Raw genomic sequence first — 21,420 nt, 5'->3', positions numbered from 1 at the left:
GGCGGCAACGCCGATGGACAAGCTCTGGCAGGAAGGCGAGGCGCAGCGCGGCTCGCACGAACCGTCGCTTGTTGTCGATCTTGCCGGCTTTGAAGGACCGCTCGATCTTCTGCTGCATCTCGCGCGCACCCAGAAAGTCGACCTTTCCCGAATCTCCGTTCTGGCGCTTGCCGAGCAATATCTTCAGTTCATCGACAGCGCCCGGCGCATCCGTATAGAGCTTGCGGCCGATTATCTCGTCATGGCCGCATGGCTCGCCTATTTGAAATCTAAGCTGCTCATCCCGCAGCAGAGCAAGGAAGACGGGCCGACGGGCGAGGAGATGGCGGCAACGCTTGCCTTCCGCCTGAAGCGCCTTGAGGCCATGCGTGATGCCGCAACCGATCTCGTCAATCGCAACCGCCTCGGCCGCGATATCTTCGCGCGTGGCGCGCCGGAGCATATTCCGGATCGCCGCCAATCAGCCTTCGATGCCAGCCTTTATGATCTCCTGACCGCCTATGCCAGCCTGCGTCAGCGCCAGGCCGTGACCCAGGTGACGATCGAGAAGCGCCGTGTCTGGTCGCTCGCCGATGCCCGCGTCATCCTTGACCGCATGATCGGCGAAATTACCGATTGGACAGCCCTGGAGCATTATCTGCTGAGCTATATGACGACTTCAAGCGAACGGGCGACGGCGATCGCCAGCGCCTTTGCAGCTTCGCTCGAACTGGTGCGCGAGGGGCAGCTCGAAATTCGTCAGGAAGGCGCGTTTCAGCCGCTTTACATGCGGCGCGGGCCGAAGCATTCGTCACTGGAAGCAGCTGAATAGGGCAGGGAACGCGTGACGAAACCGGACGACGAACAGCAGCATGTTGGGCACGAGGCGGAGACGCCCGATGCGGACGATCGTCTGCTGAGCGAGGCCGAGCGCATCGCCGAAGCGTTGGTTTTTGCCTCGGCGCAGCCGGTTTCCGAAGCTTTCATTGCCGAGCGCGTGGCGCGTGGCATCGATATTGCAGCCATTATGCAGAAGCTCAAGGCCGATTACGCGATGCGTGGCGTCAATCTCGTGCAGGTGGATGGCGCCTGGGCCTTCCGTACGGCCGCAGATCTCTCCTTCGTGATCCGGCGCGATGAAAGTGAGGTACGCAAGCTGTCCCGTGCTGCGCTGGAAGTGCTGGCCATTATCGCCTACCACCAGCCCGTCACGCGTGCCGAGATCGAAGATATCAGGGGCGTGCAGACCTCCAAGGGTACGCTCGACGTGCTAATGGAAGCCGGCTGGGTCCGCTTCCGTGGTCGTCGTCGCACGCCCGGACGGCCGGTGACGCTCGGCACGACGCGCGATTTCCTCGATCATTTCGGCCTGGAAGAGCTGCGGGATCTGCCTGGTCTCGAAGAGTTGAGGGGGGCAGGGCTGCTCTCGGGCCGTATCCCGGCCAATTTCAACATTCCCTCGCCATTGATGAGTGATGAGCTCACCGAGGATGAAGATCCGATCACGCAGCTGGATCTGGAGGAACTCGGCATCCTGCCACCGAGCGGCTCAAGCGATTGAACCATCGGCCTGTTCCTGAAAGGCGGCCGCAATCGCATCGGCAGAATTTTCGCGAAACGGAGCGTCAGGTCTCTCTTTCGCCATCAGCGGGTGCGAATATGACAATCATCCTCTCGGCTTGGAGACGTTCGGTCGCCCGCATCGGCGTTCGCTATCCCGATATGCGTGGATGTACTACATTTTCGTGTTTGAAAAACATCCGCAAACGTCTTACATCGAAAAGACACTGTAATTGGGAGTTAAAGCAATGGGTTCTCTAAGCATATGGCACTGGCTGATTGTCCTGGCCATCGCGCTGTTGTTGTTCGGCCGTGGAAAGATTCCGGAGCTGATGGGTGATGTCGCCAAGGGCATCAAGAGCTTCAAGAAGGGCATGAACGACGACGAGGATACGTCGACATCCGCGACGACGACGTCCCGTACGGTCGAGCACAAGGCTGACGAAACGAAGTAATCATGTCGGGCAGGCGCAAGCTGAAAGGCTTGCCGTTAGCCCAGGAGCCTTTGCATGTTCGATATAGGCTGGTCCGAGCTTGTGGTTATTGGCGTCGTGGCTTTGGTGGTGATTGGCCCCAAGGAGTTGCCGTCGACATTGCGGACCATCGGTAAGATGACGGCGCGGGCCAGGAAGGTCGCTGGCGACTTTCGTGCCCAGTTTGATGAAGCCATGCGCGAGGCGGATCTGGACGATGTCCGCCAGACGATTGCCGACGCCCAGAAGCTCAATCCGGTCAACTCACTGCGGGAAGCCATGAACCCGCTGCGTGAAATGGGCAATGAGATAAAGGCCGATCTGCAGCGTGCGGCGACGCCGGACAAAGCAGCTCCGACCGCGACGCCATTGCCGTCTGAGCCGGTTCCTGGTGTCACGTCCGGCCTGCCGGAAGCTCTTGCGGCCTTATCTCCGACGTCTGCCGCTTCGAGCAACCCGTCGCCGGCGGCTGCCGAGACAGTGGCCGCAATCGTTCCGCAGCCGATTGCCGCTGCAAGCGAACCCGCCGAGAAGCCAAAGGCCGTGCGTAAGCCGCGCTCGAAGGCTGTCGCCAAGTTCGACGAGGTCGCAGCCGCTGCCGTTCAGACACCGATCGTGACGGAAAAACCAAAGCGAGCCCCGCGCAAGGTCGCGACCGCTGCTGCCGTAGAGAAAGCGCCTCCAGCTCCCAGGAAGCGTGCGGCTGCCACAGCGAGCAAGGCCACGCCTAAAACGCCCAAGAAGAAGGACCAGGCATGACGGGTGACATCGACGATAAGCCGCAGCCGCTTATCGAACACCTTATGGAATTGCGCACGCGGCTGATCTGGTCGCTCGTTGCGTTCTTCGTTGCCTTCATCGGATGTTTCGCTGTGGCGAAGCATCTCTTCAATTATCTGGTCTATCCATACAAATGGGCCGTCGAATGGGCTCATCTCGATCTCGCGAAGTCCGAGCTGATCTACACCGCGCCGCAGGAATTCTTCTTCACGCAGGTGAAGGTCGCAATGTTTGGCGCCTTGGTGATCTCATTCCCGATCATCGCCGCGCAGATCTACAAGTTCGTGGCGCCGGGTCTCTATAAGAACGAACGTTCCGCCTTCTTGCCGTTCCTGATCGCGTCGCCGATCCTGTTCCTCATGGGCGCTGCACTTGTCTACTTCTTCTTCACGCCCATGGTCATGTGGTTCTTCCTGAAGATGCAGCAGGCGCCAGCCGAAGGTCAGGTAGGCATCGCGCTGTTGCCGAAGGTCTCGGAATATCTGAGCCTCATCATGACGCTGGTCTTTTCGTTCGGCCTCGTCTTCCAGCTTCCCGTCATCACGACGCTGCTTGCGCGCGTCGGCCTGCTGACGTCGGCCTGGCTCGCGGAAAAGCGCAAGTTCGCCATCGTTTTCGCCTTTATCGTCGCCGCCGTGCTGACACCGCCAGATCCGATGTCCCAGATCGGCCTTGCACTGCCGACGATCCTTCTCTACGAGATTTCCATCTATGCGGCGAGACTCGTAGAACGCCAGCGTAGCCGGCAAACGCTTGAAGAGAGTGGCGGGACTTCCGAGATCACCAAGACGGACGACGTCTAGGCGAGGAAGGTTCAGCCTCGTTCCCCAGCTATTGCCGTTTCGACCTCCGACCGAGACCTCGGTCGGAGCTATACTTATGTCAAACGACCTGGAACGAAGATGCTTGATATCAGATGGATTCGTGAGAATGCCGAAGCTTTCGATGCAGCGCTTGCAAAGCGCGGTGCGGAGCCTCAGTCGCAAAGCCTCATAGCGCTCGATGAGAAGCGCCGCTCCGTCGTCCAGTCCGTCCAGGACATGCAGTCCCGCCGCAACGCCGCGTCCAAGGAAATCGGCGCGGCGATGGCGCAGAAGAACAGCGAGCTTGCCGAAAAGCTGAAGGCGGAAGTTGCCGACCTCAAAGTTTCGCTTCCGGCTGCGGAAGAAGAAGAGCGCACGCTGACGGCCGAGCTCAATGATGCGCTGTCGCGCATTCCGAACATCCCGCTCGAGGACGTGCCCGTCGGCAAGGACGAGCACGACAATGTCGTCAAGCATCTCTGGGGCTCCAAGCCCACATGGAACCATCAGCCGAAAGAGCACTTCGAAATCGGTGAAGCGCTCGGCTACATGGATTTCGAGCGTGCAGCAAAACTGTCAGGCTCGCGCTTTACGGTGCTGACCGCGCAGCTTGCTCGTCTTGAGCGCGCGCTTGGCCAGTTCATGCTTGATCTCCACACCAGCGAGCATGGCTATACCGAAGTCAGCGCACCGCTGATGGTACGCGACGAGGCGATGTTCGGAACAGGTCAGCTGCCGAAATTTTCCGAGGATTCCTTCAGGACCACGGACGGTCGTTGGCTGATCCCGACGGCGGAGGTTTCGCTGACCAATCTCGTTTCCGGCGAGATCCTTGATCAAGAGAAGCTGCCACTGCGCTTCACGGCTCTGACGCCATCCTTTCGCTCGGAAGCAGGCTCTGCCGGCCGCGACACGCGCGGCATGCTGCGCCAGCATCAGTTCTGGAAGTGCGAGCTCGTGTCGATCACCGATGCGGAAAGCTCCGTTGCCGAACATGAGCGGATGACGGCTTGCGCGGAAGAGGTGCTAAAGCGCCTCGGTCTGCATTATCGCGTCATGACACTCTCGACCGGCGATATGGGCTTTGGCGCACGCAAGACCTACGATCTTGAGGTCTGGCTGCCGGGGCAGGATACCTATCGCGAGATTTCGTCCTGCTCGGTCTGTGGAGATTTCCAGGCGCGGCGCATGAACGCCCGCTACCGCGGCAAGGACGATAAGAACACCAAATTCGTTCACACGCTGAACGGTTCTGGCACTGCAGTCGGTCGCTGCCTCATCGCGGTGCTTGAGAATTATCTCAACGCCGACGGCTCGGTCACTGTCCCGGACGCACTCCTGCCATATATGGGTGGTCTGAAGAGGATCGAAAAAGCAGCATAATCGGGTGGTGTGGCGATGCGTATTCTTCTGACCAATGATGACGGCATTCATGCCGAAGGTCTGGCGGCGTTGGAGCGTATCGCCCGCACTCTGTCCGACGATGTCTGGGTTGTCGCGCCCGAGACGGATCAGAGCGGACTTGCCCACTCATTGAGCCTTTCCGAGCCGTTGCGCATGCGCAAGGTTTCCGAGAAGCATTATGCACTCAGGGGAACGCCGACCGACTGCGTCATCATGGCAATCCGCCAGGTGATGGACATCAAGCCGGATCTCGTGCTTTCGGGCGTGAATTCCGGCTCCAATGTCGCCGACGACGTCACCTATTCCGGCACCATAGCCGGTGCCATCGAGGGCACCCTGCAAGGCGTTCGTTCCTTTGCGCTGAGCCAAGCCTATCTCTATGAAAATGGCTCCCGCGTTGTGCCCTGGGATGTCGCCGAAACGCATGCGCCTGCTTTGCTCAACAAGCTGATGACTGTCGATTTGCCTGATGGGACGTTCCTCAATCTGAACTTTCCGAACTGTCGCCCCGACGAGGTCCATGGCGTGGAGGTGACCGCACAAGGCAATCTTGCCTTCAACGTGCAGGTCGAGGAGCGGGCCGACGGCCGCGGATTCCCATATTATTGGCTTCGCTTCGGCGAGCGAAACGGTATCTTCCGTCCGGGCACTGATATTCAGGCGTTGAAACAAAATCGTATTTCGGTAACGCCTTTGAAACTCGATTTGACGGATTATTCGGCGCAGGACCGCGTGGCGCGGGCGCTCGGTATGGAGTAGCGGATTGACACCTCGTTTGGTGGAAAAGGAAGGCTTTGCGGCCGTGGTGTTGCGGCTGCGGGCAGAGGGCATATTGGATATCGATCTGATGACGGCGGTCGAGCAGACACCGCGCATGCCTTTCGTGCCGATGCAGTTTGCCGATGATGCCTATTCCGGCCGGACGATTCCAATCGATTGCGGTGCCTTCATGGAAGGCATCGATTTGGTAGTGCGTATTCTTCACAGCCTGAAGATCAAGCCTGGCCACCGCGTGCTCGAAATTGGTACGGGCAGCGGCTTCACCGCTGCCGTCATGGGGCGGATCGTCGAGCGCGTGCTGACGGTCGATCGCTACAAGACGCTGACGACATCGGCGCAGCAGCGCATGGATGCGCTCGGCCTGCGTAATGTCATCATCCGCCAGGCGGACGGCAGCGCCGGTTTGCCGGGCGAGGGCACGTTCGACCGCATTCTGGTCACTGCCGCCTTTACCACGATGCCGCGCTTCTATGCAGAACAGCTGGTGTCCGGCGGCTCGATGATAGCCCCGCTTATCGTCGATGAGCATACGTGTCGTCTGGTGCGCCTGACGAAGACGGGAAGCCGATTCGAGCGCGAAGAATTATTCGACGTTCCCTACCAGCCCATCGTTCCCATGCTCGCCTCCTATCTTTGAGGCTCAAATCGGGCTGACGCCCCTATGGAAGCGGGCGATTGGCGCCGTTTCATTTTCTATGGTTATCAATTCCTCAAAAAAACACATGCTGCACCAGTGCTTTAACCGCATGGTAAGATTAACGCGCTTTAATTGACCCATAATCGGTTGCGTCTTAAGTGGGTCGAGTCATGGGTTTCAGTCTTTCTTCAAACGTCAGCAAATCGGCAGGGAAAGTCCTGGTGGCCGTTCTTCTGGCGAGCACTGCCACAGCTTGCAGTTCGGACACGACCCGCTTCAGCGGTCTTTTCAACAAGACGGACAATGTAACGACCGGCTCGATCAACCGGCGCGGCCTCAATGGTCCGAATGGTGATCCGGTGCCCCGCGCCGACGTTGCTCAGGCTGGCGGTTACGGCCAGCAGGATTATTCGCAGCAGAGCGCGCCGATGTCGCAACCATACCCGAATTCTCCGGCTCGCTATAATCCATCCTATTCCAGCGCACGGGCTTCGACCGCTCCTGTCGCAATTCAGCGCGCCGATCTCGCTCCTCCCGGCGCTTCCGCCAATCCCGGTCGTCCTCGTGCGGTATCGCAGGGACAAGCCGAAGCTCTCGCGCAGCCGTTCCCCTCGTCGCGTGGCAATGGATCCCGTGCCACACCGGCGCTTGCTCCCGACACGATGTCTACCGGCACGATCAAGGCGGCCGCCGCGCAGCAGATGTCTCCCGGCTGGACTACGGTCAATGCCCCGAGCGTGACGCTGCATCAGGGTGAAAACATTGCGCTGCTGTCGCGCCGCTATGGCGTTCCGGAAAAGGAGATCCTGCGCGCGAATGGCCTGCGCAATGGCGCCGCGGCGCAGCCAGGCCAGCAGATCATCATCCCGACGATGAATGGGGCAGGTGTCTCAGGTCCGGCAAAGATGGCCGCTGAAGCGACCGATCTTTCCACGGGCGGCAAGATGCCCGGTCCGGCCAAGGCGCCGCAGCAGGAAGCGCTTGCGCTGCCTTCCGGCAACCAAATGCGCGGCAAGTCCCAGGCTGGCCTTGCCGATCCCAATAAGCTCGCCGCCGGCAATGGCAAGGGGTCAACGCCGAAGGGCACTTACGTCGTCAAGCCAGGTGACTCGCTGGCGAGAATTGCCAAAGAAAGCGGCGTGAGCGTCGCCGAACTGAAGCGTGCGAACAACATGCAGGCCGGCGACAGTATTCGCATCGGTCAGGCACTCGCGTTGCCGCACGGTGGTGTCGCTGCCGCAGATCCGGTCAAGACCGCTTCGATCGAGCCGCAGAAGGCATCGGTCAAGCCGGGCGCACTGCCTGTAGAGCCGAAGCAGGCCGCCGTCGACCCGATCGGCAAGCAGGCGCCCAAGGCGGTTGCCCATGCCGATGCGGCAGCTGATGCCCCTGCCAAGCCGAAGGAAGTTGCCTCCGCTTCGCCGAGCCAGTCCATCAATGATGCCGCAAAGTCGGATGCGCAGGCCGATGCGCCTGAGGCGACCGGTATCGGCAAGTATCGCTGGCCAGTTCGCGGCGCTGTCGTCGCCGGCTATGGCGCCAACGTCAACGGCAGCCGCAACGATGGCATCGACATCTCCGTTCCGGAGGGCACGCCGATCAAGGCTGCCGAAAACGGTGTCGTCATCTACGCCGGCAACGGCCTGAAAGAACTCGGCAACACCGTCCTCGTCCGCCACGACGACGGCACGGTAACGGTCTATGGCCACGCGGACGCGCTTAGCGTCGCTCGCGGCCAGAAGGTCCAGCGCGGTCAGACGCTCGCCACGTCAGGCATGAGCGGCAATGTCAGCCAGCCGCAGCTGCACTTCGAAGTCCGCAAGAATTCGGCCCCGGTCAACCCAATGACGTTCCTTGAATAGGTAGTGCGTCTCAAGGACTCTGCAAAAAGCCCGGTCAATGCCGGGCTTTTTGTCGTTTATGGCGATGTTGATCGCTTGAGGATCAATCACGCTCCAGCACGATGCGCAGCCGGCCGGCCAGATCCTGGATATATTGCCAGGCGACGCGACCGGAACGGGCGCCGCGGGTCGTCGCCCACTCCAGGGCTTCGTGATGCATTTGGGCGCGATCAAGATCGAGCTTGAAGTGATCGGCATAGGCATCGATCATCTGTAGATAGTCTTCCTGGCTGCATTTATGAAAGCCGAGCCAGAGGCCGAAGCGATCGGAGAGCGAAACCTTTTCCTCGACGGCTTCCGAAGGATTGATGGCGGTCGACTGTTCGTTTTCCATCATATGACGCGGCAGCAGGTGGCGGCGGTTGGATGTCGCATAGAACAGCACATTATCAGGCCGTCCCTCGACGCCGCCGTCCAAAGCCGCCTTCAGCGACTTATAGGCAGTGTCGTCATGATCGAAGGAGAGATCGTCGCAGAAGATGATGATGCGATGCGGCGTTGCCTTCAGGATATCGAGCAGCACTGGCAGCGAGGAAATATCCTCGCGATGGACTTCAATCAGCTTCAGTGAAACGCCGGTCGCCCGACGCACGTCTTCATGCACTGCTTTGACGAGCGAGGATTTGCCCATGCCGCGCGCGCCCCAGAGCAGCACGTTGTTGGCCGCGAAACCTTCCGCGAAACGCAGCGTATTTTCGTGCAGAATATCGCGCACGTGATCGACGCCACGGATGAGGGTGAGCGCCACACGGTTCGGCCGTGGTACCGGCTGCAGATAGAGTCGGGCAGGGACCCAGACGAAGCAGTCGGCGGCATTCCAGTCATTGACGGCCGGGGCCGGTCCGGCCAGGCGTTCGACAGCGTCGGCAAGGCGACGCACTTCGGCAAGGATCAGGGCGTTTTGGTCTTCAGTCACCGTTTCCTCCTGAATATTGAACAAGAAAGTCGTAAAATGCGCGCGCTGTCTTGCCGGGTATCATGCTCTTTTGGGGGCTGAAAGGCTAACAGACCGGGAAAACGGTACGGTTGACGGCTGTTTTTGTTGCATTCGCCATGCGCGTAACTATATTCCGGCCACCTGACGCGGGGCCTTGCTCCCGCTAGGAGTTCAAGGGAGTTCTCGATGTTTATCACCAACGCATATGCGCAGAGCGCAACAGATTCGGCCGCGGGCGCCTTCGGCGGTTCCGGCTTTGAAATGATCATCCTGTTTGTGCCGCTGATGGTCGTTTGGTATTTCCTCCTCATCCGTCCGCAGCGCGCGCAGGCGAAGAAGCGTGACGAGGTCCTGAAGAATATTCGTCGCGGTGATCAGATCGTCACCAGCGGCATCGTCGGCAAGGTCACGAAGGTGATCGACGAAAAGGAACTGGAAGTCGAGATCGCCGATGGCGTGCGCATCCGCGTTGTCCGCAGCGCTATTTCCGAGGTTCGCGTCAAGGGTGAGCCCGTCAAGGCGGACGCCGCGTAAGGCTCTTTCCGAGAGGCGGCTCCCGCTGCCGCTGCGCATCTTCCAAATTCGAGATCGACTTTCTTGAAGGATTGTGCACAAATTCAAGGTGTTACTGCGCCCTTTGCATTTTCGTTCGAAAGGGAGGGCGCAGTAGGGAAATCCTAATTCGAGAGAGCGATGCTGCACGTCTCCTGGTGGAAGACCACCCTGATCTGGTTCGTCGTTCTCTTGAGCGTGCTTCTGGCCGCTCCCAATCTTCTTGGCGAGCGCGCGCTTTCATTCCTTCCGACATGGTGGGTACACCGAAAGATCGAGCTTGGTCTTGATCTTCGGGGCGGATCGCATCTGCTGCTGAAGATGGAACGGGGCGATGTCGAGAAGGATCGCCTGGAAAGTATTGTCGGCGATATCTCCACCCGGCTGCGTACCGTCAATGTCGCCTATTCGGGCCTGACCGGCACTGGCCGCAAGATCCAGCTTCGCATCAATGATCCCGCACAGGTCCAGGCGGCCTTGACGGCACTGCAGCCGCTGACATCAGGACCGGATAAGCCGTCCGTGGTTCTATCTCAGGGTGACAACGGTGCGCTGACGCTCGATATCACCGATACCGATATCGACAGCCATGTGTCATCGGCGATCGCACGCGCGATGAAGGTCATCCACGCCCGCATCGCACAACTCGGCGTAGGCGAACCCGTAATCCGCAGGCAAGGGTCTGACCGCATCGTCGTGCAGGTGCCGGATCTTGCCGATGCGCAGCGGCTGAAGAACCTTCTCGGCCAACCCGCCAAACTCAGCTTCCGCCTGATAGATCAGTCGATGTCGGTGCAGGACGCTATGGACAAGCAGCCGCCGGCCGGGTCCGATGTGCTATTTTCCGAAGATGATCCGCCCGTTGGCTATCTCGTGCAGCGGCAGCCGCTACTCTCGAACATCGATTTTTCCGATGCCGTCGCGGTCGTTGACAATCAAAAAGGCGAGGGCACGGTCTCCGTGAAGCTGACGCAGGAGGCGACCCACCGCTTTGCACAATCGACTGCCAACAATCTCGGCAGGGACATCGTTGTCGTGCTTGACGACCAGGTCATCTCCGCGGCCTCGCTGAAGACGGTCATAGCAACAGGCGAGATCGACGTTCCCGGGGATTTCACGGCCCAGGGCGCGCAGGATCTTACCGTCATGGTCAAGAGCGGACCATTGCCCGCGACGCTGACGACGGTCGAAGAGCGGACCATTCAGCCGGGCCTCGGTGGCGAAACGGCACGTTATGGCCTGATTGCGTGCATTGCCGCCGCGGTCTTCGTCGCCGCTTTGATGATCGGTTTCTATCGCCTGCTCGGCATCATCGCGACCATCTCGCTCGTCATCAACATGATCATGGTCGCGGCGCTCATGGGCTTGCTCGGTATCACCCTGACCTTGCCCGGCGTTGCGGCAATCGTTCTCATCATCGGCATCGGCCTCGATGCGCTGGTGCTGATCTATGAGCGTGTGCGCGAGGAGGAGAAGAAGACCCATCTTCTTGTCGATGCGCTGCGCCACGGCTTCAACCGCGCAGCTGCGACCGTGGCCGATGCCAATCTGACAGTGCTGATCGTTGCCGCCATTCTCTTCTACGCTAGCACGGGCGCGGTGCGCGGCTTTGCCGCGACGCTGATGGTCGGCGTTATCTCGACCTTCTTCACCTCCTGCTTCGTCACGCGGTCGCTGGTGAATATGTGGATTTCACACCGCAAGCCGCGTACTTTGCTGGTTGGCGTCAGCAGCGGCATTTTTGATAATGCCAATATTCGCTTCATGGGCATCCGCCGCTATACATTTACGGTCTCCGCCGCCCTGTCCGTCATCACGCTCATTGCCTTCGCGACGGTCGGCATGCACCTCGGCATCGATTTTGCCGGCGGATCGATCATCGAGGTCCGCGCCAAGCAGGGTGTTGCCGACGTTGTTGATATTCAGACGCGCCTTGAAGCCGTTGTACCTGGCGACGTGCGCGTCGAGCGGCTGGCCGATCGGCTTGGCGCCGTGGTTCGTGTCCATGCGCAGGACGGTGGCGAGAACGCCGAACAGTCGGCCGTTTCCCTGGTGCAGGACGAATTGAGCAAGAACTACAATTTCTCTCGCGTCGAGGTCGTCGGCCCGGCGGTATCGGGAGAAATCACCTTGACGGCCTCCCTTGCCGTCCTCGCGGCGCTGGCAGCAATTCTGATCTACATCTGGCTTCGATTCGAATGGCAGTTCGCAGTCGGCGCGATCATCGCGACACTGCACGATGTCATCCTGACGCTCGGCCTCTTCGTGCTATCAGGCATGGAATTCAACATGACCGGCATTGCCGCGATCCTGACGATTGTCGGCTATTCGCTGAACGACACGGTTGTCGTCTATGACCGCATGCGCGAAAACCTGAAGCGCTATTCGCAGATGCCGTTGCCGATTTTGATCGATGCCTCCATCAATCAGACACTATCTCGTACCATTTTGACATCCGCGACGACGCTTCTGGCGCTGCTCGCGCTCTATATTTTCGGCGGCGAGGTGATCCGTGCCTTCACCTTCGTCCTGCTTTTCGGCGTCGCAGTCGGCACTTTCTCGTCGATTTATATTGCGGCGCCCGTGCTGATCCTGTTCAAGCTGCGGCCGGACAAGTTCCAGACCGGCGGTGAGAGCAATGGACCCGCAGCCGGCAACATCCAGTCAGGCAAACCAGCGGTGTGATACAGTGGCTAAAGGTATAGAAATCCGAAACGCGCATTTCCCCGGACGCGCGCCGATCGACGCTTACGGAAATGGTGGCTTCCGCTTTGCCGACATGTCGCATCGCGGCTCGCTGCTTTGCCTGCCCTCGGGCATCTACGGCTGGGACATGCTGCAGGGCGATGCGCTGACGCCGGATCGCTTCCAGAAGGTTCTCGATGAAGCTGCCGAGATCGAAGTGCTGCTCGTCGGCACCGGCATGGAGCTGCGACCGCTTCCCGCCGAGTTGAAGGCTGCCCTGCGTGGAAGGCAGATTTCGTCCGACCCGATGAGCACCGGCGCTGCCGTGCGCACATTCAACATCATGCTGTCCGAATCGCGCGCCGTGGCTGCGGCGCTGATCGCCGTCTGATATTCGGATCCAGGTATGACGATAACAGCTGCGCCCCGTAGCAACCGGGACATCTGCCTCGCAACGCTTCGCGACACCGATCGCGATCGCTATCTCGCCTGCCTGCTGGCGCCGGAAGAGAAGCGCCCTGCGCTGGCCGCGCTCTATGCCTTCAATGCAGAGCTGGCGCGCGTGCGGGATCTCGTGCACGAGCCGCTGCCCGGCGAGGTGCGCATGCAGTACTGGCGCGATCTCCTGGAGGGGCAATCTCACGGATCGAGCGAAGCCAATCCGCTGGCCTCCGAGCTTCTGACCGCGATCGAAGAATATCGCTTGCCGCGCCGGACGCTGATTAACATGATCGATGCGCGCATCTTCGATCTCTACGACGATCCCATGGAAAGCCGCAGCAGCCTGGAAGGCTATGCCGGCGAGACGGCGTCTGCTCTCATCCAGCTTGCAAGTCTGGTCTTGTCGGCCGATGAGGCGAAACGCTCCGCCGATGCCGCCGGCCATGCGGGCGTTGCTCAGGCAATCGCCGGATTGCTGCTTCTGATGCCGCTTAATCGCCATCGCGGCCAGGTGTACCTTCCGCTGGAGATCCTCTCTGCGACAGGGCTTGACCGCGACAGTTTTCTCGCTGGTGAAGACAAGCCGCGCATTTCGGCAGCGGTCGAAGCCTTCGCCGGTCTTGGTCGCGAGCATCTCGCCAAGGCGAGGGCGGCAGGCGCCATACCGCAGGCCGTATTCCCCGCCTTTCTGCCTGTTACCTTGGCCGAGCCTGTCCTGCAGAAGGCACAGAAGCTTGGCGCGGACATCTTCGATCGATCCCTTGTGCTGCCGCAATGGCGCCGGCAGCTGCGCATGGCGATAGCGTCGATCACAAAGAAAATCTAAAATACACCAAGCTCGCGCAAGTCTCGGCGTCTATGGAGATGGCCAGCACTTGATTTGCATTTCAGGGGGATCTGCGGTGGGTATTGTCGTCTGGTGCATATTGTTCGCGATCGTCATCTTCATTGCCTATTACGCGACGCGCATGGCATCGCAGAACAAGGAAGACGGCCTGCACGATACCGGCCTTGCCATTCTGGAATTCGGCCGTGCCTTTCCGACCGAAGCGATCCGGCAATTGCAGGCAACCGCAGACGGGCAGGCGGTCTTCGTGCGGCTCCACGATGACAAAGCCGGCTTTATGCGCAACGTGCGCAATCATTTCAGCGTCCATCTGATCGAGCCTGGCAAGGCGCGTGCCAAGATTTCAGCAACCGGACGCGGCTTGATCGTCGATTTCCTCGATGTTCCGCATCACAACGGCACGTTCGAGTTCAAGACGCCGGCGGAAGCTGCGGAGGTCTCGCTCTGGCTGCTCGGCAACTATGTCGCCGGCGAAGACGCGAAACTCGAGCACCACGCGCCGCCGGCAACAAGCTGAAAATCAAGAAAGCCGCTGGAGCATTTCCAGGAAAAGTGCGCAGGGGTTTTCCGTCCGGAATGCGTCAGGAAACAAGAAGATAGAGCGTTTTCGCTATTCGAAGAAAAGCGAAAATGCTCCAGGTCAGGCGCTTTCCGCCAACACGGGCGCCGGCACGCCGAGCCAGCTGGCGCAATCGGCAAGCGCACGCTTGGCGATGAGCTGACGTTTCATGATGGTCTTGTCCTTGCCGCGGAAGCGCTTGACGCCCTCCGGCTTGACGATCGAGCCCGGCTCCAGCTCCGGGAAAAGCCCAAAATTGATATTCATCGGCTGGAAGGAGCGTTTGCCCTGTTCTTCATCCGAGACGATATGGCCGCCGGTGATGTGGTTCAGCAACGAGCCGAGCGCCGTGGTGGACGGTGGCAGCGAGGGAGCTTCGCCCTTGCGTTCGGCAGCGGCGAAGCGGCCGGCGAGCAGGCCGATGCTGGCGCTTTCGACATAGCCTTCGCAGCCGGTGATCTGGCCGGCAAAACGCAGGCCCGGCCGGGATTTCAGCACCAGCGAGCGGTCGAGCAGGGTCGGCGAGTTGATGTAGGTATTGCGGTGCAGTCCGCCGAGGCGGGCGAATTCCGCATTTTCAAGGCCGGGAATGAGCCTGAAGATCTCCGCCTGCGCGCCATATTTCAGCTTCGTCTGGAAACCGACCATGTTGTAGAGTGTGCCGAGCGCATTATCCTGACGCAGCTGCACGACGGCATAGGCCTTGACCGTCGGATTATGGGCATTGGTGAGCCCCATCGGCTTCATCGGTCCGTGGCGTAACGTCTCACGCCCGCGCTCCGCCATGACCTCGATCGGCAGGCAGCCGTCGAAATAGGGCGTACCTTCCCATTCCTTGAAGCCAACGGCATCGCCGGCGATCAGCGCATCGAGGAAGGCATTGTACTGGGCCTCGTCCATCGGGCAGTTGATATAATCTTTGCCCGTACCGCCGGGACCGACCTTGTCGTAACGCGACTGATACCAGCAAATGTCCATGTTGATGCTATCGCGATAGACGATTGGCGCAATGGCATCGAAGAAGGCGAGCGCATCGGCGCCGGTTTCAGCCTGGATGGCGCTGGCAAGCCCGGGTGCCGTCAGCGGACCGGTGGCGATGATCGCCTGGTCCCATTCCCTCGGCGGCAGGCCCTGGATTTCCTCGCGGAGAACTGTGATCAGCGGGTGGCTCTGTACCGCCTGCGTCACGGCAGCCGAAAAGCCGTCGCGATCCACAGCAAGCGCGCCGCCGGCCGGCACCTGATGCCTGTCCGCACATGCCATGATGAGCGAACCCGCCATGCGCATTTCCGCATGGATGACGCCGACGGCATTGCTGGTGGCATCGTCGGAGCGGAACGAGTTGGAGCACACCAGCTCGGCAAGATCGTCCGTCTTGTGCGCTTCCGTGCCGCGCACCCCGCGCATTTCATGCAGGATGACCGGAACGCCGGCATTGGCGATCTGCCACGCGGCTTCCGAGCCCGCGAGGCCGCCGCCGATGACGTGAATGGGAGAGTGGGAAGTGATCTGTGTCATGCGCGCGTCATTATCACGGGCAGGCCGGCGATCCAATTGATTTGCTGACAGCCGGAATCAAAAACGGCGCCGAAAGGCGCCGTCTTGAGGCAGTCTGCTCAGTCCGTTCCTATTAACGGAAAGAACGAGCAGCGATGTTGCGGATTTCGTAACGGCTGACGCCGATGTCCGAAAGGGTCTGGCTGGAGAGGTTGCCAAGTTCGTTCAGAGTGCGGCGGTAGCTGATCCAGTTCTTTGCAATGCGAATCGGGTTCATGATCTTTTCCTCAGTATCTTGTTTGCGGGCGGTACGATTACCGCCTCAGCGCTTGCACTCTATATAGGCGCGAAGAGACTGATTGTGCAGTGCAAAGAAGAGGCGTCTGCCATGCATTTGTGCAATATGACGCCCAAAAAGCAGTCGATGCTCAAAATTTGTGTGCTTTGCAAATGGGGAATAGCTCGCAGCGGAATCGATTATGCTGCGCCTGCTCAGTCGATAGGCAAAAAAGAACGCCCGCCGCGGAGGTCCGCAACGGGCGTTGAGAAGGCTTTCGCTATTGGGCGAAGCCTATCCGGCTGTTAACGGCCGGTGGCTTCGCGGGCAACGCGATGGATGTCGGCGCGGTCGATGCCCAGGTCGTGCAGTTCACGCGAGCTCATGCGGCCGAGTTCGTTGACGGTCTGACGATACTTGCGCCAGTTGTTGAAAGAGCGGGTCAGGTTCATTGTAGTCCCTTTCGAGGATCAAGGGATCGAGCAGTTCCGTGATTGGTTCCGTCGTCGATCTAATGGATTTAAATATATGCTGCGCCGCGAAAACTAAAAGCGCGAAAGCTTCATGCCACCTATGCGCCACATGCAAGTCTTATGGTGTTTTGCCTAAGATGATGGCTTCTTTGTGTGCATATCACGACCAACCGGGTTCGCCGCTGGAAGTCAATTTCGAGCAAGTGTCGGACATTCCGAAGCGCTTGCCGGCGGCGGCCCGCTTTTAGCCATCTTTTCGCCGGCCCTGCTATTTTGGAGGGCCCGAATTCCGCTGCGAACTGCCATGCGGCCTTTCGATTGTAGTCCGCTGGTCAACATGCGCATCTGCGCAGCATAAGCCGATTTAGGGAGGTAAAAAATAACGCCCACCGCGGGAGGAGGATGCGATGGGCGTCATTTGTGGTGATTGACGACTGGGAGGAGGAGTGTCGTCAATCGATCGGAGCGCATTGGGAGGAGGAGTATGCGGCTCCGAATATGGTGTCGGGATATCCATCCCCAGGCTTGCTCCGATCTGCATCGGCCCGGCGCGCCACCGCCGTTTTGTTGCCTGATAAATAGTATGACTTTTCGAATTTGTGCAGCGCAATAATTTCATGGGAGGCATGAGCTGCGCGCATATCTGCAGTCGGTATCTCTTTACCGGCCACAAAGATACCGCATGATCCCTTAATTCCGTATTAATATGGCACATATTCCTGTGAGCCGAAGCTTCTGCCAGAACCGCTCGGCTCGCATCGATTGTGCGGCGATTTGTGCTAACTCTGTCGCAAGCAGAATCGCAGCGAGGGGGAGCCGGGCATGTACAGGGGCAGGCTGGAGCGGGATCTGAAGATCTGGACCGACAAGGGCCTTGTCGACGCGGGGACGGCCAAAGCCATCCTCGGCGAGTATGACGGCCGCCAGACGAGTTTCAGCGCCGGCCGGGTACTGACCATCATCGCCGCCGTGCTTCTCGGCCTCGCCATCTTGCTGTTCATATCTGCAAACTGGGAGACCATTCCGAGAATTGCCCGTCTGCTAGGGCTGGTCACGATGATATGGGCCTTCCATCTCGCGGCTGCATATTTGTTAGGCCAGGGTCGCTCCATCATCGCCGCTGCATTGTTGATTCTCGGCACCTTGAGTTTTGGTGGCGCCACGGCACTGGTCGGCCAGATGTACAATCTGTCCGGCGATGAACTGAGAATGATGCTCGTCTGGTTCGCTGCTGCCTGCATCGTGGCGACCTTGTTCCGTTCCTCGGCTCAGGTCGGGCTCGCCGGTTTTCTGGCCTGGGCATTTTGCGGCGTCTATCTCTGGGGGCATTTCGACGAATGGTATGGGATCATGCCCTGGATGCCACCTCTGATGGCTGCGGTCCTGATTGGGCTTGTCCGCTATGCCGACGCGCCCATGGCTCGGCATTTGGCTTATCTCATGCTCGTGGGCTGGCTGACATGGCTGTTCGGCCGCCACGAGGGATTGAATACCGCGATCCTGTTTGCCGCTCTCGGCATGGCGGCGTTTCTCGTCGTCAGTGTTCCCGCTTCGCCGCTCCTGCCCTTCGCCCGCACGGCCGGCGCCGCGCCGGCTTTCTACACCTTTCTGATCGCATCGATCGGCTTCTTTCTTGTCCATGCCGAAATCAGCAACGGTTCCTTTGAAAATAATGTCTGGATCGAGGATAAATTGCCGCTTGTCATCGTGGCGGCGGCGACACTGGCGAGCGCGGTGATCGCAATAGCCCTCAGCGGCCGCGACAATGGCGCGGTGCGCTATCTCGCTTACTTCGTCTTTGCCTGCGAAATTCTCTATCTTGCAGGTGAGACGATAGGCTCGATCATCGGCACTGCGGGGTTCTTCCTCGTTGCCGGCTTGCTTGTGGCCATTGCAGCCTGGCTGGTCATCCAGCTGGAACGGCGCTTTTCCGGCAATAGCGGGCAGGGGACACAGGCATGACCGATATCGCTGAAAAGAGCCCGACCATCGGTTCCCGCCGACTATGGATTGCTGCCATCGTCGTTGCCGCTTTGCAGACGGCAGTTCTCGGCTACATGGTCGGCGAGCGCGCCTGGGGCCTGCGGAGCGGCGTCGAGATTCTCTTGAAGACCGCACCGGTCGATCCGCGCGATCTTCTGCGCGGCGACTACGTGACCTTGAACTACGACATCTCACGGGTTCCGTTCTCGACGATGGTCGAGGGACCGCCGAAAATGAGCCGAAGTGCCGCGATATTGTCCGTTCGCCTGAAGAGGCAGGATGACGGTTACTGGGGCATCGTCGAATCATCCTTTGGAAAGCTCGATCAGAAACCCGATACGGTCGTGCTCAAAAGCCTGCCTGTCGAATATGTTTTCTATGGCCATGCCACCGATCCCCAGCAGGCGATTGTCGGGGTCACCTATGGCATCGAGCGCTACTATGTGCCCGAAGGGCAGGGGCATGATATCGAGAGCGCCCGCAACGCCGATCGCGTCGCCATCGCGGCTCGGGTGTCTTCCGATGGCGTTGCCCATATCAGAAGCCTGCTTCTCGACGGCAAATCGGTCTATGAGGAGCCGCTTTACTGACGATATCTGCACGAAGAGCTCCGATAAGCTTTAAGCGTCGTCGCGGAACCGTCATTTTTCCTTTGCGTGGTTTGAAACGGGTGATATAGAGACGCCGCGCTCCGGAAGGCCCCATGGGCAGGCATCGCCATGCGGTTTTGGGAACGCGGGTATGGTGAAATTGGTAGACACGCCAGATTTAGGTTCTGGTGCCGCAAGGCGTGGGAGTTCAAGTCTCTCTACCCGCACCAACACTGTCTTGTGGATAGGGGGGAGGCTGACCAAGCCTGTCTTCCAAATGCCGCAGGACGCGCCATCTTGCCCGAAGCATCCCGCTTTCGATGAGGAAAGTGGACAAGATGTTTTGGCTCGTGACGGGATAGAGCTGCCTCTTGCGCGTTTGTTTGAATGCGCGGCGCTCTTGCAAGGTGAAAGAGAATTGCATCCAAGCCACGCTCGGGATTTTCCGGCGTCGTGCTCATCGAAACGAACGGCAGGCTGGGCACGGCCGCCATGAATGAAGGTAGGACAATGCAGGTTATCGAAACGCTCGCTGAAGGGCTGAAGCGCGAAATCAAGGTGGTCATCCCGGCCAAGGACATGGAAGTGCGCATGAACGAGCGCCTGGCCGAGGTCAAGGACAAGGTCCGCATCAACGGCTTTCGTCCGGGCAAGGTTCCGGTCTCGCACCTGAAGAAGGTCTACGGCAAGTCGATCATGGCCGATCTCGTCAACGAAATCGTTCGCGACCAGCCGCCGGCGATCCTGACCGAGCGCGGCGAAAAGTCGGCCACCCAGCCGGAAATCGCGATGACGGAAGACCAGGACGAGGCAGAAAAGATCCTCTCCGCTGAGGCCGATTTCGAATTCACGCTGTCTTACGAAGTCATTCCGGCGATCGAACTGAAGCCGGTCAGCGGCATCAAGGTCACCCGCGAAGTCGCCGAGATCGGCGAAGATGAAGTAACCGAACAGATCCTCAAGATCGCTGAGAGTGCCCGCAGCTACGAAACCAAGAAGGGCAAGGCCGCCAACGGCGACCGCGTCACCATCGATTATCTCGGCAAGGTCGATGGCGTTGCCTTCGACGGCGGCAAGGACGAAGACGCACAGCTCGTTCTCGGCTCCAACCGCTTCATCCCGGGCTTCGAAGAGCAGCTCGTCGGCCTCAAGGCTGGCGATGAGAAGGTCATCACCGTAACCTTCCCGGCCGATTATCCGGCCAAGAACCTCGCCGGCAAGGAAGCTACCTTCGACATCAACGTCAAGGAAGTTGCAGCTCCCGGCGAAATCGAAATCAACGACGAACTCGCTTCCAAGCTCGGCCTCGAATCGGCCGACCGCCTGAAGGAGATCGTTCGCGGCCAGATCGAAAGCCAGTACGGTTCGGTCACCCGCCAGAAGGTCAAGCGTCAGATCCTCGACCAGCTCGACGAAATGTACCAGTTCGACACGCCGCAGAAGCTCGTCGACGCTGAATTCGCCAGCATCTGGCGCCAGATCGAAACCGACCTCAGCGAATCCGGCAAGACCTTCGAAGACGAAGACACCACGGAAGAAAAGGCTCGCGAAGAATACCGCAAGCTCGCTGAGCGTCGCGTTCGCCTTGGCCTCGTTCTCTCCGAAATCGGCGAGAAGGCCGGCGTCGAAGTCAGCGAAGACGAACTGCAGCGCGCTCTCTACGCACAGCTCCAGCAGTTCCCGGGCCAGGAAAAGGAAATCCTGGAATTCTTCCGCAAGACGCCGGGCGCTTCCGCTAACCTGCGCGCCCCGATCTTCGAAGAAAAGGTCATCGACCATCTGCTGACCGAGGTTAACGTCACCGACAAGACCGTTTCCAAGGAAGCGCTGCTGGCTGACGACGAAGAAGAAGACAAGCCGGCTGCCAAGAAGGCAGCTCCGAAGAAGAAGGCTGCTGCCAAGGCTGAAGCAACCGAAGCTGCCGCTGAAGGCGAAGAAGCTGCGGCTCCTAAGAAGAAGGCTGCTCCGAAGAAGAAGGCTGCTGAAGACAGCGCCGAGTAATCGGTTCTCTTCCCGACTGAACTTGAGCCCTGCCGTTCGCGGCGGGGCTTTTTTTGTGATGAAGCGGTAAACTTTCTCTCCTCGCGCACGAGGAGAGGGGCTGGGACTTATCGGCTGAATGCGGCCAAAGGAATTGACCCGATATTGGCATTTATCGTTGCTGTCTTAGGCCCTGTTGACAAAGTATGGCAGCCATATTTTGGCTGCGGCCAAAGCGAGGAATGCCGAGAATGATTTTTGGGTCTTATCGTATCTGGTGGC

The 21,420-nt window shown here is 59.5% G+C and carries 21 protein-coding genes and 1 tRNA gene; 18 read left to right on the top strand and 4 right to left on the bottom strand.

From position 1 onward, the window contains the following. Positions 1 to 13: 13 nt before the first annotated feature. From FHT73_RS04945 to FHT73_RS04905, 9 genes are all read left to right on the top strand, one after another. Positions 14 to 811, top strand: coding sequence for a ScpA family protein (locus FHT73_RS04945; protein ID WP_051043255.1), 798 nt, complete (start codon positions 14 to 16; stop codon positions 809 to 811). Positions 812 to 892: 81 nt separating this feature from the next. Then, positions 893 to 1,540 carry an SMC-Scp complex subunit ScpB gene (gene scpB, locus FHT73_RS04940; RefSeq protein WP_210290309.1) on the top strand — a complete coding sequence of 216 codons (648 nt, stop codon included), beginning with the start codon at positions 893 to 895 and terminating at the stop codon, positions 1,538 to 1,540. Between the two features lie 247 nt (positions 1,541 to 1,787). Beyond that, entirely contained in the window at positions 1,788 to 1,994 is a 207-nt protein-coding gene (locus tag FHT73_RS04935; RefSeq protein WP_015339687.1) for a twin-arginine translocase TatA/TatE family subunit, read from the top strand. Between the two features lie 54 nt (positions 1,995 to 2,048). After that, on the top strand, positions 2,049 to 2,771 hold the full coding sequence (gene tatB / locus FHT73_RS04930; RefSeq protein WP_112610147.1) for a Sec-independent protein translocase protein TatB: 723 nt from the start codon (positions 2,049 to 2,051) through the stop codon (positions 2,769 to 2,771). Beyond that, a complete protein-coding gene (gene tatC, locus FHT73_RS04925; RefSeq protein WP_015339689.1) occupies positions 2,768 to 3,595 on the top strand; it encodes a twin-arginine translocase subunit TatC in 828 nt (275 codons plus the stop codon). Before tatB ends, tatC begins: the two co-directional genes overlap by 4 nt. Positions 3,596 to 3,694: 99 nt before the next feature. Next, complete coding sequence (gene serS / locus FHT73_RS04920) at positions 3,695 to 4,978, top strand: serine--tRNA ligase (RefSeq protein WP_112415163.1); 1,284 nt, start codon at positions 3,695 to 3,697, stop codon at positions 4,976 to 4,978. Between the two features lie 15 nt (positions 4,979 to 4,993). Then, positions 4,994 to 5,758 (top strand): 5'/3'-nucleotidase SurE, encoded by a 765-nt coding sequence (gene surE / locus FHT73_RS04915; protein WP_112610149.1) that lies wholly within the window; start codon positions 4,994 to 4,996, stop codon positions 5,756 to 5,758. Between the two features lie 4 nt (positions 5,759 to 5,762). Beyond that, the gene (locus FHT73_RS04910) at positions 5,763 to 6,416 is read left to right on the top strand and encodes a protein-L-isoaspartate(D-aspartate) O-methyltransferase (protein WP_112610151.1); all 654 of its coding nucleotides are present in this window, start codon (positions 5,763 to 5,765) and stop codon (positions 6,414 to 6,416) included. Between the two features lie 170 nt (positions 6,417 to 6,586). Further along, positions 6,587 to 8,278 carry a LysM peptidoglycan-binding domain-containing M23 family metallopeptidase gene (locus FHT73_RS04905; RefSeq protein ID WP_112610153.1) on the top strand — a complete coding sequence of 564 codons (1,692 nt, stop codon included), beginning with the start codon at positions 6,587 to 6,589 and terminating at the stop codon, positions 8,276 to 8,278. 82 nt (positions 8,279 to 8,360) lie between these two features. On the opposite strand, the gene FHT73_RS04900 is transcribed toward FHT73_RS04905, so the two are convergent. Then, positions 8,361 to 9,233, bottom strand: a complete 873-nt coding sequence (locus tag FHT73_RS04900; RefSeq protein ID WP_112610339.1) for an ATP-binding protein — start codon at positions 9,231 to 9,233, stop codon at positions 8,361 to 8,363. A 207-nt stretch (positions 9,234 to 9,440) separates the two neighbouring features. Between FHT73_RS04900 and yajC the strand changes: the two genes are divergently transcribed. The 5 genes from yajC (at position 9,441) to FHT73_RS04875 (ending at position 14,296) form a co-directional block, all read left to right on the top strand. Beyond that, the gene (gene yajC / locus FHT73_RS04895) at positions 9,441 to 9,788 is read left to right on the top strand and encodes a preprotein translocase subunit YajC (protein ID WP_183710174.1); all 348 of its coding nucleotides are present in this window, start codon (positions 9,441 to 9,443) and stop codon (positions 9,786 to 9,788) included. A 159-nt stretch (positions 9,789 to 9,947) separates the two neighbouring features. Continuing rightward, the gene (gene secDF, locus FHT73_RS04890) at positions 9,948 to 12,491 is read left to right on the top strand and encodes a protein translocase subunit SecDF (protein WP_183710172.1); all 2,544 of its coding nucleotides are present in this window, start codon (positions 9,948 to 9,950) and stop codon (positions 12,489 to 12,491) included. A 4-nt stretch (positions 12,492 to 12,495) separates the two neighbouring features. After that, positions 12,496 to 12,882 carry an Mth938-like domain-containing protein gene (locus tag FHT73_RS04885; protein WP_112610155.1) on the top strand — a complete coding sequence of 129 codons (387 nt, stop codon included), beginning with the start codon at positions 12,496 to 12,498 and terminating at the stop codon, positions 12,880 to 12,882. Between the two features lie 15 nt (positions 12,883 to 12,897). After that, entirely contained in the window at positions 12,898 to 13,758 is an 861-nt protein-coding gene (locus tag FHT73_RS04880) for a phytoene/squalene synthase family protein (protein WP_112415159.1), read from the top strand. Positions 13,759 to 13,834: 76 nt separating this feature from the next. Beyond that, complete coding sequence (locus FHT73_RS04875) at positions 13,835 to 14,296, top strand: hypothetical protein (protein WP_112610157.1); 462 nt, start codon at positions 13,835 to 13,837, stop codon at positions 14,294 to 14,296. A 123-nt stretch (positions 14,297 to 14,419) separates the two neighbouring features. Here FHT73_RS04875 and trmFO read toward each other — a convergent pair whose 3' ends face one another. The 3 genes from trmFO to FHT73_RS04860 form a co-directional block, all read right to left on the bottom strand. Next, entirely contained in the window at positions 14,420 to 15,856 is a 1,437-nt protein-coding gene (gene trmFO / locus FHT73_RS04870; protein ID WP_183710170.1) for a methylenetetrahydrofolate--tRNA-(uracil(54)-C(5))-methyltransferase (FADH(2)-oxidizing) TrmFO, read from the bottom strand. A 112-nt stretch (positions 15,857 to 15,968) separates the two neighbouring features. After that, positions 15,969 to 16,112: a DUF1127 domain-containing protein gene (locus FHT73_RS04865; protein ID WP_069611985.1), complete on the bottom strand. Its 144-nt coding sequence runs from the start codon at positions 16,110 to 16,112 to the stop codon at positions 15,969 to 15,971. A gap of 305 nt (positions 16,113 to 16,417) precedes the next feature. Next, entirely contained in the window at positions 16,418 to 16,564 is a 147-nt protein-coding gene (locus FHT73_RS04860) for a DUF1127 domain-containing protein (protein ID WP_015339702.1), read from the bottom strand. A gap of 843 nt (positions 16,565 to 17,407) precedes the next feature. Between FHT73_RS04860 and FHT73_RS04855 the strand changes: the two genes are divergently transcribed. The 4 genes from FHT73_RS04855 (at position 17,408) to tig (ending at position 21,159) form a co-directional block, all read left to right on the top strand. Next, on the top strand, positions 17,408 to 18,547 hold the full coding sequence (locus FHT73_RS04855) for a DUF2157 domain-containing protein (RefSeq protein WP_112610163.1): 1,140 nt from the start codon (positions 17,408 to 17,410) through the stop codon (positions 18,545 to 18,547). Next, positions 18,544 to 19,158 (top strand): GDYXXLXY domain-containing protein, encoded by a 615-nt coding sequence (locus FHT73_RS04850; protein ID WP_112610165.1) that lies wholly within the window; start codon positions 18,544 to 18,546, stop codon positions 19,156 to 19,158. Before FHT73_RS04855 ends, FHT73_RS04850 begins: the two co-directional genes overlap by 4 nt. A gap of 145 nt (positions 19,159 to 19,303) precedes the next feature. After that, positions 19,304 to 19,388, top strand: a tRNA-Leu gene (locus FHT73_RS04845). A 280-nt stretch (positions 19,389 to 19,668) separates the two neighbouring features. Then, positions 19,669 to 21,159 carry a trigger factor gene (tig, locus tag FHT73_RS04840; protein ID WP_112610341.1) on the top strand — a complete coding sequence of 497 codons (1,491 nt, stop codon included), beginning with the start codon at positions 19,669 to 19,671 and terminating at the stop codon, positions 21,157 to 21,159. Positions 21,160 to 21,420: the final 261 nt, after the last annotated feature.

It is taken from the genome of Rhizobium sp. BK098 (assembly GCF_014193155.1).
Lineage (GTDB): Bacteria > Pseudomonadota > Alphaproteobacteria > Rhizobiales > Rhizobiaceae > Rhizobium.
Note: the sequence above shows the minus strand (reverse complement) of the source record. Positions and strands in the feature narration are given on the sequence as shown.

What these genes read in the sequence shown, in the direction of transcription:
- FHT73_RS04850 (WP_112610165.1), top strand. Translation starts at nt 18,544, where the DNA reads ATGACCGATATCGCTGAAAAGAGCCCGACCATCGGTTCCCGCCGACTA.
- tatB (WP_112610147.1), top strand. Translation starts at nt 2,049, where the DNA reads ATGTTCGATATAGGCTGGTCCGAGCTTGTGGTTATTGGCGTCGTGGCT.
- secDF (WP_183710172.1), top strand. Translation starts at nt 9,948, where the DNA reads ATGCTGCACGTCTCCTGGTGGAAGACCACCCTGATCTGGTTCGTCGTT.
- FHT73_RS04865 (WP_069611985.1), bottom strand. Translation starts at nt 16,112, where the DNA reads ATGAACCCGATTCGCATTGCAAAGAACTGGATCAGCTACCGCCGCACT.
- serS (WP_112415163.1), top strand. Translation starts at nt 3,695, where the DNA reads ATGCTTGATATCAGATGGATTCGTGAGAATGCCGAAGCTTTCGATGCA.
- FHT73_RS04905 (WP_112610153.1), top strand. Translation starts at nt 6,587, where the DNA reads ATGGGTTTCAGTCTTTCTTCAAACGTCAGCAAATCGGCAGGGAAAGTC.
- FHT73_RS04860 (WP_015339702.1), bottom strand. Translation starts at nt 16,564, where the DNA reads ATGAACCTGACCCGCTCTTTCAACAACTGGCGCAAGTATCGTCAGACC.
- FHT73_RS04855 (WP_112610163.1), top strand. Translation starts at nt 17,408, where the DNA reads ATGTACAGGGGCAGGCTGGAGCGGGATCTGAAGATCTGGACCGACAAG.
- FHT73_RS04880 (WP_112415159.1), top strand. Translation starts at nt 12,898, where the DNA reads ATGACGATAACAGCTGCGCCCCGTAGCAACCGGGACATCTGCCTCGCA.
- tig (WP_112610341.1), top strand. Translation starts at nt 19,669, where the DNA reads ATGCAGGTTATCGAAACGCTCGCTGAAGGGCTGAAGCGCGAAATCAAG.
- FHT73_RS04945 (WP_051043255.1), top strand. Translation starts at nt 14, where the DNA reads ATGGACAAGCTCTGGCAGGAAGGCGAGGCGCAGCGCGGCTCGCACGAA.
- FHT73_RS04935 (WP_015339687.1), top strand. Translation starts at nt 1,788, where the DNA reads ATGGGTTCTCTAAGCATATGGCACTGGCTGATTGTCCTGGCCATCGCG.
- tatC (WP_015339689.1), top strand. Translation starts at nt 2,768, where the DNA reads ATGACGGGTGACATCGACGATAAGCCGCAGCCGCTTATCGAACACCTT.
- surE (WP_112610149.1), top strand. Translation starts at nt 4,994, where the DNA reads ATGCGTATTCTTCTGACCAATGATGACGGCATTCATGCCGAAGGTCTG.
- yajC (WP_183710174.1), top strand. Translation starts at nt 9,441, where the DNA reads ATGTTTATCACCAACGCATATGCGCAGAGCGCAACAGATTCGGCCGCG.
- trmFO (WP_183710170.1), bottom strand. Translation starts at nt 15,856, where the DNA reads ATGACACAGATCACTTCCCACTCTCCCATTCACGTCATCGGCGGCGGC.